This window comes from Usitatibacter palustris, from assembly GCF_013003985.1.
GTDB classification, from domain to species: domain Bacteria; phylum Pseudomonadota; class Gammaproteobacteria; order Burkholderiales; family Usitatibacteraceae; genus Usitatibacter; species Usitatibacter palustris.
Genome location: NZ_CP053073.1, coordinates 674,997 through 689,804 on the forward strand (window position 1 = coordinate 674,997; position 14,808 = coordinate 689,804).

Genomic DNA, 14,808 nt, shown 5'->3' on the forward strand with positions numbered 1-14,808 from the left:
GTGACGGCTGGAAACCCAACCCCCGGGGATGACATCCCGAAGCTTCGCCGCATCCTCCGGGATGCGCGCGTCCTTGCGGTCGTCGGCCTTTCGGCCAATTGGTACCGCCCCAGTTACTTTGCCGCCAAGTACATGCAGGAGCACGGCTATCGAATTGTGCCCGTGAACCCTGCTTACGACAGCGTCCTGGGCGAGAAGTGCTACAAATCCCTGCGCGAAATCCCGCATCCGGTCGACATGGTCGATTGTTTCCGACGTAGTGAAGAGATTCCGGCCCTCGCCGAGGACGCGATCGCGATCGGCGCGAAGGTGCTGTGGATGCAGCTGGGCGTGCACCACGTGGATGCGCGCAAGCGAGCCGAGGCCGCGGGCCTGGAGGTGGTCGAGAATCGTTGTGTCAAGATCGAGCACGCGCGGTTGTTCGGCGGCCTGGGATGGGCCGGCGTCAACACCGGCGTGATCTCCGCAAAACGTCCTGTCTAGGGCTTCCGGGAGGAAACCATGGAACTGTGGCTGATCTGGACCGTCGTGGGATTCGCGCTCGTGATCATCGAGCTCGTGACGGGGACCTTCTACCTGCTGGCCCTTGCGGCCGGTGTGTTCGTGGCCGCGGTCGTCGCGGCCTTCGGCGGCAACGTGCTGGTGCAGGCGCTCGCGGGCAGCGTGGTCGCGATCGCCGGCGCGGTCTTCGTGCATCACTGGCACGGCGCACAGACCAAGCCCGACGCGGGGCAGGCCAACCTGCTCGACAAGGGGCAGGCGGTGGTGCTCGAGTCGTGGGTGAACGAAGCGGGCGGCATGGCCCGCGTGAAGTATCGCGGCGCGTCGTGGGAGGCGCGCCTCGCCGCGACCGAGCGCCCCGCGCCCGGCGCGATGCTCTACATCGAAGGGCAGGACGGCAACACGCTGCTGGTGGGCGCAACGCCCCCGGTGCGATAAGCGAACAACAAACGAGCCTGGGAGGTTCACATGTTCTGGAAATCCGCCATTGCCATCATCCTCGCGATCGTCATGGCCGTGCTCACGCACAGCGCGTTGGCGACCATCGCGACGTTCTTCGTCGCCATGATCGTCGTGGTGATCTTCGAGGGCGTGCGCGTCGTCCCGCAGCAGAACGCGTGGGTGATCGAGCGCCTGGGCAAGTACTTCCGCACGCTCGAGCCGGGCCTGAACCTGATCGTGCCCTTCATCGATCGCGTCGCGTACCGCCACATGCTGAAGGAAATCCCGCTCGACATCGCCGAGCAGGTCTGCATCACCAAGGACAACACGCAGCTCGCGGTCGACGGGATCATCTACTACCAGATCAGCGACCCGAAGCTCGCCTCCTACGGCTCGTCGGACTACGTGCTCGCCATCTCGCAGCTCGCGCAGACGGCGCTTCGCAGCGAGATCGGCAAGATGGAGCTCGACCGCACGTTCGAGAGCCGCGACGAGATCAACCATCGCGTCGTGAGCGTGCTCGACGAAGCCGGCCGTACCTGGGGCATCAAGGTGCTGCGCTACGAGATCAAGAGCCTCACGCCGCCCGAAGCGATCCTGCGCGCGATGCAGGCGCAGATCACGGCCGAGCGCGAGAAGCGCGCGGTGATCGCGAAGTCCGAGGGCCAGCGCCAGCAGGAAATCAACATCGCCGACGGCGACAAGCAGGCGAAGGTGCTCGAGTCCGAGGGCGACAAGCAGGCGCAGGTCAACCGGGCACAGGGCGAGGCGCAGGCGATCTCGCTCGTGGCCGACGCGACCGCGAGCGCGGTGAAGGTCGTCGCTTCGGCGATCGCGTCCGAGGGCGGCATGAACGCGGCGAACCTCAAGATCGCGCAGCTCTACGTCGAGGCTTTCGGCAATCTCGCCAAGACGGGCAACACGATGATCGTGCCCGCGAACCTCACGGACGTGGCCGGAATGGTGGCCACCGCGATGACGGTGATGGACCGTACGAAAACGGGCCAGGCCGCCACGAAGTAGATGGCCGATCGCGAGTTCGGCTTCGAGACGCTCTGCCTGCACGCGGGCCAGATCCCCGACCGGGAAACTGGCGCGCGTGCAGTCCCGCTTTACCAGACCACCTCGTACGTCTTCGACAGCGCCGAGCACGCGGCGAGCCTGTTCAACCTGCAGACGTTTGGCAACGTCTATACGCGCCTGTCGAACCCGACCACCGCGGTCTTCGAGGAACGCGTCGCGGCGATCGAAGGCGGGCGCGCCGCGGTAGCGACCGCTTCGGGCCAGGCCGCCGAGATGGTGGCGCTGCTGAACATCCTGGAAACGGGCGACCACCTCGTGTCGTCGGCCAAGCTCTACGGCGGCACGCTCACGATGTTCAACGTGAACTTCCGCAAGCTCGGCATCGAGTCGACGCTCGTCGATCCCGACGATCCGGAAAATTTCCGCAAGGCGATCAAGCCCAACACCAAGGCGATCTTCTCGGAGACGCTGGGCAACCCCGCGATCAACATGGTCGACCTCGAAGCGGTCGGCAAGATTGCGAGGGAAGCGGGCATTCCGTTCATCGTCGACAACACGGCAGCGTCGCCTTACCTCTGCCAACCGCTCAAGCATGGTGCCGACGTCGTCATTCATTCCGCGACCAAGTACATCGGCGGCCATGGCACGACGATGGGCGGCGTGCTGGTGGAATCGGGCAAGTTTCCCTGGGACAACGGCAAGTTCCCGTCGATGACCGAGCCCTCCGCGGGCTATCACGGCGTGCGCTTCTACGAGACCTTCGGTGACTTCGGCTACACGATGAAGGCGCGCATGGAAATTCTGCGCGTCTACGGGCCCACGATTTCGCCGTTCAATTCGTGGATGCTCCTGCAAGGGCTCGAGACGCTGCCCGTGCGCATGGAACGCCACTGCGCGAATGCGATGGGTGTTGCGAAGTTCCTCGTGGGCCATCCAAAAGTGACGTGGGTGAATTTTCCCGGCCTCGAGAACAACCGCTACTACGCGCTCGCGAAGCGCTACATGCCGCGCGGGCCCGGCGCGCTGCTGTCCTTCGGCATCAAGGGTGGTTATGAGGCGGGCGTGAAGTTCATCGAGGCGCTGCAGTTCGTGAGCCACCTCGCCAACATCGGCGACGCGAAGTCGCTGGTGATCCACCCGGCGTCGACCACGCACCGCCAGCTGAACGAGGAAGACCAGATGAAGGCCGGTGTTCCGCCCGACATGGTGCGCTTGTCGATCGGCCTCGAGACGCTCGACGACATCGTCTGGGATCTCGACCAGGCGCTCGCGAAGGCCTGATGGATCTCCTGCTCAAGGATCGTCGTGCGCTGGTGACGGGTGCGAGTGCGGGCATCGGCCGCGCCATCGCGCTGGAGCTCGCGCGCGAGGGCGCGCGGCTCGTCGTCACGGGACGGCGCCGCGAAAAACTCGAGGAGCTTGCGAACGACATCACCGCTGCGGGTTGCACGCGGCCTGTGATTGTCGTGCACGACGCGATGGACGAAGGCTATGTCGAGGCCGTCGGGTCGCAATCGCTCGCCGCACTCGGGACCGTGGAGATCCTCGTGAACAACGCCGGCGGCAGCCGCGCCTTCGATCTCAACGCGAGCGAAACGCAGTGGGAAGAGGCGATGACGCTCAACTTCACGCGCCACCGCCAGCTGACCCATCGCCTGCTCGAGGCGATGATCGCCAACAAGTGGGGCCGCGTCATCAACATCACGGGCAAGAGCGAGCCCGAGGGCATCAACGGCGCGTTCAGCGCGAAGGCTGCGATGCACGCCTGGGCGAAGGGCCTGTCGCGCGAGGTCGGCAAGCACGGCATCACCGTGAACAGCATCCCGCCGGGCCGCATCATGAGCGACCAGATTCGCCGCAACTATTCGCCGGAGTATCGAGCCAAGCAGTCCGAGCACGAGATTCCCGTGGGAAGATATGGCGAGCCCGAAGAGCTCGCCGCGCTCGCCGTGTTCCTTGCGTCGCCGCGCGCGTCCTACATCACCGGTGCCGTGATCCCCGTGGACGGGGGCCTGCGCCGCTACCAATTCTGAGAGGAGAAAAACAATGATGATTCGCCGCCTTGCCGCCCTGGCGTGCGCGCTGTTCGCATTCGCCGCGGCCGCGCAGTATCCGAACAAGCCGATCCGCTTCGTCGTGCCCTTCGCGCCCGGCGGTTCGTCCGAGATCATCGCGCGCTCGGTCGCGCAGCAGCTCACCACGCAGCTCGGCCAGAGCGTCTACGTCGAGAACAAGGCGGGAGGTGCCGGCACCATCGCGATGGGCGAAGTCGCGAAGTCCCCGCCCGACGGCTACACGATCATCCTCACGCACGTGGGCACGCTCGCCGTGAACCCGTACGCGATGACGAAGCACCCTTATGACGTGGACAAGGACTTCATCCACGTCGCGCTCCTCGCGCGCGTTCCCAATCTGTTCGTCGTCGGCGAGAAGGTTCCCGCCAAGGACTTCAAGGAATTCCTCGCGCTCGCGAAGAAGGAGCCGGGCAAGCTCAACTACGGCTCCGCGGGCAACGGCAGCGCGGGCCACCTCGCGTTCGAATACCTGAAGATGGTGACCGACACGGACATCGTCCACGTCGCGTACAAGGGCACGGGCCCGCAGCTGCAGGACCTGCTCGGCGGCCGCCTCGACGCGGCTTCCGCCGGCATGCCCGCGCTGATCTCGCATATCAAGAGCGGCAAGCTGCGTCCCATCGTCGTCGGTACCGCGCAACGCGTTCCCGCGTTGCCCGATGTGCCGACGATGCAGGAGCTCGGCTACAAGGACTTCGAGACGTCGCAGTGGTACGGCGTCAGCGTTCCCGCCGGCACTCCGAAGGAAATCGTCGACAAGCTCAGCACCGAGATCAACAAGGCGCTCCGCGCGAGTGCCGTGACCGAGCGCTTCGCCGCCGACAACGCCTCCGTCTCGATCGGCACGCCCGCCGAATACCAGGCGTTCATCAAGAGCCAGCAGCAGCGCTGGAAGGCGGTGGTGGAGAAGTCGGGCCTGAAGATCGACTAGTAGCCCAGGGCGTCCAGCGTCGCCTTGCCCCAGTCTTCCTCGGGCGCGGGCGGCACCGGGCGCCCCGCATCCCGCGCGAGGCTGGTGACGATGCTGCTGTTCGCGGGCAGTCCCTTCGCCTGCCGGGCGTAGAGCGGATCGGCGAACGCCATCTGCGCATCGACGATCGTCCAACCCGCCGCGCGCAACCCGGCAATCGCATCGCGCAGGAACGTCGCGTTGACGCGGTTGGCGTGGAGCAGCATCACGTGGTGCGGGCTGCGGCCGAGCGTCTCGCGCGCGACCTTCTCGTAGTACGCGGCGCGATCGACGATGTGCTTCACGTAGGCCAGGCGAAACGCCCCCGTGTCGCGAAAGGTGCTCTTCACCAAGCCGGCCGTGAGGCGCCCCGAGTAGTACCCATCGCCCGTCACGATGCTCACCGGTGCGGGCGAGTAGCCATTCTTCGCGAGCCACGCGCGCACGCCGTCGCGCTTCTCCGCCGTCGCACCCTCCCGTAGATAAGGAAAGCGCAGCATCGGCTTGAAGCGCGGCATCGCCTTGAACAGTTGATCGCCCCGCGAGATGTCGGCGATGTACGCCTCGAGCGTCATCGTGTCGATGTCGGTGTGCGAGTACGTGTGGTTGCCGACCATGTGGCCCGCGTCGCCCCAGGCGCGCACGAGCGCGAGCCCCTCGGGCGAATCGACGAACCGGCCCGCCGGAAAGAAGGCGGCCTTGATCCCCTCCGTTTCGAGCGTCTTCAGGATCTGCGCATTCCACGTCGCGGCCTCGGGCTGGCTGCGCGGGTCCAGCCCATCGTCAAAGGTGAGACTGACCGATGGCCCCGCCTTGAGGGGGAGGGCGATCGTGAGGAGGATCATCGCAATGAGTGTCTTCATGCCCTGATTCTATCGGCGGCCATCGGCGTGCTTTCATCGGCGGCCCTCGGCGTTCCCCGGGGTAGGCGTTTGACAGGAAAAGGGCTACCAGCCTACGATGCATTCAAACGAGCGTTTGAATCGGGCGTTTGAAGCCCGGACCGCTCGACGGAGCCCCCCGATGCCCTCGCCCCGTCCCGCCCGCAAGGCGGCACCGCCCGAAGCAACCCTTTCGCTGGACACGAAGTCGCGCATTCTCGACGTCGCGGAGCAGCTCTTCATGGAGCACGGCTTCGAGGCGACGAGCCTGCGCAGCCTCACGACCGCCGCCGGCGTGAACCTCGCCGCGGTCAACTATCACTTCGGATCGAAGGAAGAACTCTTCCAGGCGGTGCTCACGCGCCGCCTCGATCCCATGAACCAGGAGCGCATCGACCTGCTCGCGAAAGCCGAGCGCGATGCCGGCGACCACCCGGTGACGTGCGAGAAAATCCTCTCGGCGATGCTGGTCCCGGCGCTGCGCCTTTCGCGCGACGAGAAGCGCGGCGGCAAGAATTTCCTGCGATTGCTGGGCCGTGCCTACGCCGACCCCGCGCCGTTCATTCGCCACATGCTTTCCGAGCAGTACGCGGAGATGATCGCGCGCTTCAAGGAAGCCTTCTTGAAGGCGCTCCCGCACCTCTCGCGCCAGGAGCTCACGTGGCGCCTGCACTTCGTGATGGGCGCGCTTTCGTACACGGTCTCGGGCACGGACGCACTCAAGCTGCTGCAGCAGGCCATGCCGCACGAAAAAGACAACGATGAATTGCTGATCCAACGCCTGGCCCCGTTCCTCGTGGCCGGACTCAAGGCGCCCGCGGTCGGCGACGCACGCAAGCTCGAGCTCGTCTCGGGCGATTAAAGGAGAACACCATGGTTTCCGTCATTGTCGCTGCGCTCATTGTCGTCGGCGCGACCAAGTGGTTCCTCGCGTACCACCGGGGCAACGGCCTCGCGTGGACCGCGTGGTGCGCGATCGTCGCCGCCGCATTGACCTGGGGCTTCGAGGTTCCGCCCGTGTGGGCCGCGGCCGCGTGGATCTTCACCGCGATCTTCGGCGTGCTCTCCGTGATCAAGCCGGTGCGCCGCATGGTCGTCACGGGTCCCATCTTCGGCATCTTCAAGAAGGTGCTGCCGCAGGTTTCGCAGACGGAACAGGAAGCGCTCGACGCGGGCAGCATCTGGTGGGACGCGGATCTGTTCACCGGCAAGCCCGAGTGGAAGAAGATGCTCGACTACCCGGCGCCGAAGCTTTCCACTGAGGAGCAGGCGTTCCTCGATGGGCCCGTCGAGAAGCTCTGCGGGATGCTCGACGATTGGGAAACCACGCACAACCGCATGGACCTCTCGCCGGAGGTGTGGAAGTTCATCCGCGAGCAGGGCTTCCTCGGGATCATCATCCCGAAGAGTTTCGGCGGCCTGGGCTTCTCCGCATTCGCGCACACCGAGATCGTCACCAAGATCTCCACGCGCAGCGGCACCGCGGCCGTGACGGTGATGGTTCCGAATTCGCTCGGGCCCGCCGAGCTGCTGATCCACTACGGGACCGACGAGCAGAAGAACCACTATCTGCCCAGGCTTGCCAAGGGCCAGGACATCCCCTGCTTCGCGCTCACCAATCCCGAAGCCGGTTCCGACGCGGGCGCGATTCCCGACTTCGGCATCGTGTGCAAGGGCCAGCACGAAGGACGTGAAGTCCTCGGCATCCGCCTCACGTGGGAGAAGCGCTACATCACGCTCGCCCCGGTCGCCACGATCCTCGGCCTCGCCTTCAAGCTCTACGATCCGGACAAGCTGATCGGCACGCAGGAAGAGCTCGGCATCACGCTCGCCCTCGTGCCGACGAACCACAAGGGCGTGAACATCGGCCGGCGCCACATTCCGCTCGACGCCGCGTTCATGAACGGGCCGACGACCGGCAAGGACGTCTTCATCCCGATGGACTGGGTGATCGGCGGCCAGGAGCAAGTGGGCAACGGCTGGCGGATGCTGGTCGAGTGCCTTGCCGCGGGCCGCTCGATCTCGCTGCCGTCGATGTCGATGGCCGCGGGGAAGCTCTGCTCGCGCGCAACCGGCGCGTACGCGCGCGTGCGCTCGCAGTTCAAGACGCCCATCGGCAAGTTCGAGGGCATCGAGGAAGCGCTCGCCCGCATCGGCGGCAACACGTACATGATGGACGCGACGCGGCGCATGACGATGGCCGCGCTCGACATGGGCGAGAAGCCCAGCGTGATCTCGGCAATCTGCAAGTACCACATGACCGAGCGCATGCGCTCCGTGATCACCGACGCCATGGATATCCACGGCGGCAAGGGCATCATGATGGGACCCAACAATTACCTCGGCCGTGCCTACCAGGCCGTACCCGTGGCGATCACGGTGGAGGGCGCGAACATCCTCACGCGCTCGCTGATCATCTTCGGCCAGGGCGCGATTCGCTGCCATCCGTACGTGCTGAAGGAAATCAAGGCGGCCGGCGCCAATGACCTCGTGGCCTTCGATGCCGCGCTCTGGGGCCACATCTCGTTCACGATCTCGAACGCCGCGCGCGCGCTTTGGCTGGGCATCACCGGCGGCAAGGGCGTGAATGTTCCGGGCTCGCCGGAAACGCGCCGCTACCTGCAGATGATGACGCGCTTCTCCTCGGCCTTCGCGCTGCTCGCCGACATCTCGATGTTCGTGCTCGGCGGCACGCTCAAGCGCAAGGAGAAGCTCTCGGGCCGTCTTGGCGACATCCTCTCGATGCTCTACATGGCCTCGGCCACGGTCAAGCGCTTCCACGACGAGGGCCGCCAGAAGGACGACATCGCGCTCCTCACGTGGTCCGTGAACGACGCGTTCTTCCGCATCCAGGTCGCGATGGATGGCGTGCTCGCGAACTTCCCGAACCGCTCGATCGCGTGGCTGCTGCGCGTGCTGGTGTTCCCGAAGGGCCTCACGCTCACGCAGCCGTATGACAAGTGGGGCGCGCGCGTCGCGCAGATCCTGATCACGCCGGGTGCCGCGCGCGATCGCCTGACGGCCGGCGCCTACGTGCCGCGCAAGGAAGACGACGTGATCGGCCGGCTCGAGTTCGCGATGGAGGCCGTGGTGAAGGCCGAACCGATCGAGGCGAAGATCCGCGCGGCGACGAAGGAAGGCAAGCTTGCGCAGCGCACCGCCAGCGAGCGCCGCCTCGCGGCCCTCAACCAGGCGCTCATCACGCAGGCCGAGTACGAGCACCTCACCTACACCGATCGCCTCAAGCGCGACGTGATCAAGGTCGACGATTTCGAACACGATCTTTCACGCCAATCCGGAGAGAAGACATGGTCAGCGCCCAAAGCCGCGTCTATGTAGTCGACGGCGCGCGCACGCCGTTCCTGCGCGCGAAGACGGGGCTCGGCCCCTTCACCGGTTCGGACCTCGCGGTCGCGGCCGGCCGCTCGCTGGTCGCGCGCCAACCGTTCGCCGCGGACGCCTTCGACGAAGTGATCGTCGGCGCGGCGATGCCCTCGGCGGACGAAGCCAACATCGGCCGCGTGGTGAGCCTGCGCGTCGGCTGCGGCGAAAAAGTCCCCGCGTGGACCGTGATGCGCAATTGCGCCTCGGGCCTGCAGGCGATCGACACCGCGTATCTCAACATCGTGGCCGGCCGCTCGAGCCTCGTGCTCGCGGGGGGAACGGACGCGATGAGCCATGCGCCGCTCCTCTACGGGCCGGTGATGGTGAACTGGCTCGCGCAGTGGTATGCCGCGAAGTCCTTCGGCCAGAAGGCCGGGCTCGCCATGAAGTTCAAGCTCTCGCAGCTCGCACCCGTGATTGCGATCCTGCGCGGCCTTACCGATCCCGTGGTGAAGCTCTCGATGGGCTCGACCGCGGAGATCGTCGCGAAACGCTTCGGCATCACGCGCGCGATGATGGACGAGTTCGCGGTGGAATCGCACCGGCGCCTCGCCTTCGCGCAGGACAACGGGCATCTCAAGGAGATCGAGCCGATGTTCGGTCCGGACGGCACGGTGTATTCGGCCGACGACGGACTGCGGCGCGATTCGTCCGTCGAGAAGCTCGCGAAGTTGAAGCCCGTGTTCGACCGCACCTACGGCAACGTCACCGCCGGCAACAGCTCGCAGATCACCGACGGCGCGGCGATGCTCGTCATCGCCTCCGAGGAAGTCGTCCGCGAATACTCATTGAAGCCGCTGGGCCGCATCGTCGATTCGCATTGGGGTGCGCTGGACCCCGCGGAGATGGGCCTGGGGCCCGTGCACGCGATCGCGCCGATGCTGCAGCGGAACAACCTCAAGCTGGAGGACATGGACGCCATCGAGATCAACGAGGCGTTCGCCGCCCAGGTGCTCGGATGCGTTGCGGCCTTCTCCGACGATGGCTACATGAAGGAACACTTCGGCGGCGGCGTGGGCAAGGTCGATCGCGCGAAGCTCAATGTCGATGGCGGCGCGATCGCGCTGGGCCATCCGATCGGGGCCTCGGGCGCGCGCGTCGTGCTCCATGCGCTGAAGGTTCTCGAGCGCACCGGCGGCAAGCGCGCCGTGGCCTCGCTGTGCATCGGTGGCGGGCAGGGCGGCGCCATGCTCCTCGAACGCGCCTGAACCGTGTCGCGCGGGTTCCTTTCCAGGCTGGCTGTCAGCCCGCGCGGGCTTCGCTGGTTCATGAACCTGTGGCCGCCGTTTCGCGGCGCCGGGATCAAGGTGCGCGAGATCTCGCCCGATTTCCGCAAGGCGCGCGTCGAGCTGCGCATGCGGCTGCTCAATCGCAACTACGTCGGCACGCATTTCGGCGGGTCGCTGTTCTCGATGACCGACCCGTTCTTCATGGTCCTCATGATGCATAACCTGGGCCAGGACTACATCGTGTGGGACAAGGCGGGGCAGATCCGCTTCATCAAGCCGGGCAAGGGGACCATCACCGCGAACTTCGAGATCACGCAGGCGATGGTGGACGAGGCGATCGCGAAGACCGCGAACGGCGACAAGTTCGAGCCGACCTACGGCGTGGACCTGGTCAATGGCGAGGGCGAGACGGTGGCCCGCGTCGAGAAAACGCTGCACATCCGAAAGAAAAAATAAGATGGAACTCAAGCACTGGAAGCTCTCGGTCGACTCGGACAATCTCGCGTGGCTCTATTTCGACCGCGCCGACGGCACGACGAATACTTTTTCGAGTGAAGCGCTGCGCGAGCTCGGGCAGGTTTGCGCGCACCTCACGACGATGCCGCCCAAGGGGCTCGCGATCCTCTCGGCCAAGGACAACGGCTTCGCCGCCGGTGCCGACATCGATGAATTCACGCGCCTCAAGGATGCCGAGGAGGCGTGGACCTTCATCAAGCTGGGCAACGAAATCTTCGACCAGGTCGCGGCACTGCCTTTCCCGACGGTCGCGATGATCCACGGCTTCTGCATGGGCGGCGGCCTCGAGCTCTCCCTCGCGTGTCGCTACCGCGTGGCCGATGACGGCGCGAAGACGAAGCTCGGCCTTCCGGAAGTGATGATCGGCATCGTCCCCGGATGGGGTGGCGCGAAGCGCCTGCCGCTGCTCATCGGTCCGGCGCAAGCGCTCGACCTCATGCTCACGGGCCGCGCGATCGACGGCAAGCGCGCGAAGAAGATGGGTGTCGTCGACGTGGCCACGCCGAGGCGCCATTTCGAGAACGCCGCGCGCATGCTCCTCAAGGCCCCGCCGGCCGTGCATCGCCCGAAGCTCATGGAGGCGATGACCAACTGGCCGGGCATCCGCTCGGTCGTCGCATCGCAGGCGGCGAAGAAGGTCGCCGAGCGCGCGCGGCGCGACCACTACCCCGCGCCCTACGCGATCATCGAGACGTGGCGCGATTTCGGCGGCGATCCGCGCAACGTGCCGCGCGACCACCCCGCCTCGATGGTGAGCCTCTTCCACCATCCGACCGCGCGAAACCTCATCCGCATCTTCAAGCTGCAGGACCGCATGAAGGCGTTGGGCAAGGCCGATGCCGAACCCATTCGCCACCTGCACGTGATCGGCGCGGGCGTGATGGGCGGTGACATCGCCGCGTGGGCGGCACTTCGCGGCATCACCGTGACGCTGCAGGACTTGGCACCCGAACGCATCGCGCCCGCCATCAAACGCGCGGCCGAGCTCTACACCAAGCGCCTCAAGCTGCCGCACCTGGTCCAGGCCGCCATGGATCGCCTCATTCCCGATGTCGCGGGCCACGGCGTGGCCAAGGCCGACATCGTCCTCGAGGCGATCGTCGAGAACGCGGAAGTGAAGCGGAAGCTCTTCGCGCAGATCGAGCCGCGCATGAAGGAGGACGCCATCCTCGCGTCCAACACCTCGAGCATTCCGCTGCAGGAACTGACCTCGGTGCTGAAGCGCCCCGAGCGCCTCGTGGGCCTGCATTTCTTCAATCCGGTCGCGCAGATGATGCTCGTGGAGATCGTGCAGGGTCCACAGACCGCGGCCAGCGTGATGCTCGCGGGCCAGGCGTTCGCCAAGCAGATCGACAAGCTGCCGCTGCCGTGCAAGAGCGCGCCCGGGTTCCTCGTGAACCGCGTGCTCTCGCCGTACCTCGCCGAGGCGATGCTGATGGTCGACGAAGGCATTCCGCCCGAGACCGTCGATGCGGCGGCGAAGGACTTCGGCATGCCGATGGGTCCGATCGAGCTTGCCGACATGGTCGGCCTCGACGTGGGCTGGGCCGTGGGCCAGGAGCTCGCGAAGCCCGACAATCCCATTCCGCAGAAGTTGAAGCAGCTCGTCGAGGCGAAGAAGTTCGGCAAGAAGACGGGCGAGGGCTTCTACAAGTGGGTGAAGGGCAAGCCGCAGAAGTCGTCCACCGGCCCGGGCACGCTGGACCTCAAGGCGCTCGCCGACCGCATGGTGATTCCGGCGCTCAACGAAGCCGTCGCTTGCGTGCGCGAGAAGATCGTCGCGGACGCGGACCTCTGCGACGCGGGCGTCATCTTCGGCACCGGCTTCGCGCCGCACCGCGGCGGCCCGATCAACACGATCCACGCGCGCGGCAAGAGCGAGCTGCTCGCGATCATGGGCGAGCTGAAGGCCAAGTACGGTCCGCGCTTCACGCCGGACGCGGGCTGGGAGCAGATATGAACCGCGCGATCGCGGCGTGGCAGCGTCTCGAGGGCAAGCCCTTCGGCAAGACGCTGTTCTCGCGCGTGATCTGCTGGAAGGCGCCGTACTTCGGCTCGATCAAGCCGCGCATCGAGGAGTTCCGTCCCAACTTCGTGCGCGTGTCGATGCCCAAGCGCCGCGCGGTGCAGAACCACATCGGCACCGTGCACGCGATCGCGATGTGCAACCTCGCCGAGATGGCCGCGGGCACGATGACCGAGATCTCCATTCCGGCGACGATGCGCTGGATTCCCAAGGGCATGACCGTGCAGTACCTCGGCAAGGCGGAGACCGGCGTCGAAGCGACGGCGACCACGCCCGAGGTGGTCGACGGCCCGGCCCGCGACGTCCCGGTGAATGTCGATGTGCGCGACCGCGCGGGCCAGCTCGTCTGCCACGCGGTGATCACCATGTGGGTCACGCCGCGCAAGAAACCGTGAACGGCGAGCGTAGCGTCGCGCGCACGGCCGACGGCTACGAACTCGCGGTCACGCGGTTTGCCGCGCAGGGGACCGCGCGCGGAACCCTCCTCATCGCCGGCGCGATGGGCGTTCGCCAGGATTTCTACGCACCCATCGCCGCGTTCTTCGCGCAGCACGGGCTGCACGTGCTCACCTTCGACTATCGCGGCATGGGCTACTCGCGGCGCGGAAGCCTGCGCGGGTTCGGGGCCGACGTGTCCACCTGGGCGGAGCAGGACCTCAACGCGATGCTGCACGAGGCGCGCAAGCCCGCGCCGGAGGCGCCGCTGCTTTTCCTCGGCCACAGCCTGGGCGGCCAGATCCTGGGCATCGCTCCCGACAACGCGATGGTGAAGGCGGCGCTCACGGTGACCGCGGGGTCGGGGTATTACAAGCTGAACGACCGCATTCCGGTGCAGGTGCGCATTCTCTGGTTCCTCGCCATTCCCGCGCTGACGCCGCTCTTCGGCTACTTCCCGGGCAAGTCCCTGCGCATCGTCGGCGACCTGCCGCGCGGCGTGGCCTGGCAGTGGCGCCGCTGGTGCCTGCACTCCGAGTACCTGCTCGCCGAAGGGGAGCGCCACCGCGAAGCATTTCTGCGCGTGCGCGCGCCGATCGTCGGCTATTCTTTTGCCGACGACCCGCTCATCCCGAAGCCCGCCATCGACCAGCTGCACGGGTTCTACCGCGCAGCGCACGTCGAGCGCCGCCACATCGCGCCGGCCGACCTCGGGGAAAGGCGCATCGGGCACTTCGGCTATTTCACCGAACGCAGCCGCGAATCGCTCTGGACGCCGTCGTTGCAGTGGCTCCTTCAACACGCGCCCGGCGGAACATGACAATGCGAATTCGCATCGCGGAACCTCACGATGTCGCGGCGATCGCCGCGATCTACGGCCACTACGTGCTCCACGGCCTGGGAACCTTCGAGCTCGAGCCGCCGGGCGAAGCCGAGATGCGGCGGCGCTTCGACATCATCAAGGACGGCGGCTTCCCGTACTTCGTCGCGGAGGTCGACGGCCGGGTCGCGGGCTACTCCTACGCGGGGACCTATCGGCCGCGGCCCGGCTATCGCTTCTCGCTCGAGGACTCCATCTACGTCGCTCCCGAGCACGCCGGCGCGGGGATCGGCCGCGCGCTGCTCGAGCGCCTGCTTCCGGCGTGCGAGGCGATCGGGTGCCGCCAGCTCATCGCCATCATCGGGGACAGCGGCAACACCCCGTCCATCGCCCTGCACGAGGCGATGGGGTTCGTGCACGTCGGTGTCCTGAAGAGCATCGGCTTCAAGTTCGGTCGCTGGGTCGACACGGTCGTGATGCAACGGCCGCTCGGCGCCGGGGATGCTACGCTTCCCTAGACTCGCACGG

Annotated in this window: 15 protein-coding genes; 14 read left to right on the forward strand and 1 reads right to left on the reverse strand. The window is 66.4% G+C overall.

Going from position 1 to position 14,808, the window contains the following annotated elements; translation table 11 throughout:
- The 6 genes from DSM104440_RS03660 to DSM104440_RS03685 are packed head-to-tail and all read left to right on the forward strand — an operon-like array spanning position 1 to position 4,971.
- A complete protein-coding gene (locus tag DSM104440_RS03660; protein ID WP_246212088.1) occupies positions 1–483 on the forward strand; it encodes a CoA-binding protein in 483 nt (160 codons plus the stop codon).
- 18 nt (positions 484–501) lie between these two features.
- Positions 502–939: an NfeD family protein gene (locus DSM104440_RS03665; RefSeq protein ID WP_171160666.1), complete on the forward strand. Its 438-nt coding sequence runs from the start codon at positions 502–504 to the stop codon at positions 937–939.
- Between the two features lie 30 nt (positions 940–969).
- On the forward strand, positions 970–1,965 hold the full coding sequence (locus tag DSM104440_RS03670; RefSeq protein ID WP_171160667.1) for an SPFH domain-containing protein: 996 nt from the start codon (positions 970–972) through the stop codon (positions 1,963–1,965).
- Positions 1,966–3,246 (forward strand): O-acetylhomoserine aminocarboxypropyltransferase/cysteine synthase family protein, encoded by a 1,281-nt coding sequence (locus tag DSM104440_RS03675; protein WP_171160669.1) that lies wholly within the window; start codon positions 1,966–1,968, stop codon positions 3,244–3,246.
- The gene (locus tag DSM104440_RS03680; protein ID WP_171160670.1) at positions 3,246–3,998 is read left to right on the forward strand and encodes an SDR family NAD(P)-dependent oxidoreductase; all 753 of its coding nucleotides are present in this window, start codon (positions 3,246–3,248) and stop codon (positions 3,996–3,998) included. The genes DSM104440_RS03675 and DSM104440_RS03680 overlap by 1 nt, the downstream gene beginning before the upstream one ends.
- A gap of 13 nt (positions 3,999–4,011) precedes the next feature.
- Positions 4,012–4,971, forward strand: a complete 960-nt coding sequence (locus tag DSM104440_RS03685; RefSeq protein ID WP_171160672.1) for a Bug family tripartite tricarboxylate transporter substrate binding protein — start codon at positions 4,012–4,014, stop codon at positions 4,969–4,971.
- Here the strand turns inward: DSM104440_RS03685 and DSM104440_RS03690 are convergent.
- The gene (locus tag DSM104440_RS03690; protein WP_171160674.1) at positions 4,968–5,852 is read right to left on the reverse strand and encodes a polysaccharide deacetylase family protein; all 885 of its coding nucleotides are present in this window, start codon (positions 5,850–5,852) and stop codon (positions 4,968–4,970) included. The two genes, DSM104440_RS03685 and DSM104440_RS03690, sit on opposite strands and share 4 nt — an antisense overlap.
- A 160-nt stretch (positions 5,853–6,012) precedes the next feature.
- On the opposite strand from DSM104440_RS03690, the gene DSM104440_RS03695 reads away from it, so the two are divergent.
- The 8 genes from DSM104440_RS03695 to DSM104440_RS03730 are packed head-to-tail and all read left to right on the forward strand — an operon-like array spanning position 6,013 to position 14,798.
- Entirely contained in the window at positions 6,013–6,732 is a 720-nt protein-coding gene (locus DSM104440_RS03695) for a TetR/AcrR family transcriptional regulator (protein WP_171160676.1), read from the forward strand.
- 11 nt (positions 6,733–6,743) lie between these two features.
- Positions 6,744–9,209: an acyl-CoA dehydrogenase gene (locus tag DSM104440_RS03700; protein WP_171160678.1), complete on the forward strand. Its 2,466-nt coding sequence runs from the start codon at positions 6,744–6,746 to the stop codon at positions 9,207–9,209.
- Positions 9,179–10,462 (forward strand): acetyl-CoA C-acetyltransferase, encoded by a 1,284-nt coding sequence (locus DSM104440_RS03705; protein ID WP_212758193.1) that lies wholly within the window; start codon positions 9,179–9,181, stop codon positions 10,460–10,462. The genes DSM104440_RS03700 and DSM104440_RS03705 overlap by 31 nt, the downstream gene beginning before the upstream one ends.
- Positions 10,463–10,522: 60 nt before the next feature.
- A complete protein-coding gene (locus tag DSM104440_RS03710; protein ID WP_171160679.1) occupies positions 10,523–10,939 on the forward strand; it encodes a DUF4442 domain-containing protein in 417 nt (138 codons plus the stop codon).
- A 1-nt stretch (position 10,940) separates the two neighbouring features.
- Positions 10,941–12,959, forward strand: a complete 2,019-nt coding sequence (locus DSM104440_RS03715; protein ID WP_171160681.1) for a 3-hydroxyacyl-CoA dehydrogenase NAD-binding domain-containing protein — start codon at positions 10,941–10,943, stop codon at positions 12,957–12,959.
- The gene (locus tag DSM104440_RS03720; protein WP_171160683.1) at positions 12,956–13,420 is read left to right on the forward strand and encodes a hotdog fold domain-containing protein; all 465 of its coding nucleotides are present in this window, start codon (positions 12,956–12,958) and stop codon (positions 13,418–13,420) included. The genes DSM104440_RS03715 and DSM104440_RS03720 overlap by 4 nt, the downstream gene beginning before the upstream one ends.
- Positions 13,417–14,280, forward strand: a complete 864-nt coding sequence (locus DSM104440_RS03725) for an alpha/beta hydrolase family protein (protein WP_171160685.1) — start codon at positions 13,417–13,419, stop codon at positions 14,278–14,280. Before DSM104440_RS03720 ends, DSM104440_RS03725 begins: the two co-directional genes overlap by 4 nt.
- A 2-nt stretch (positions 14,281–14,282) precedes the next feature.
- Positions 14,283–14,798, forward strand: a complete 516-nt coding sequence (locus DSM104440_RS03730; protein WP_171160686.1) for a GNAT family N-acetyltransferase — start codon at positions 14,283–14,285, stop codon at positions 14,796–14,798.
- Positions 14,799–14,808 lie beyond the last annotated feature (10 nt).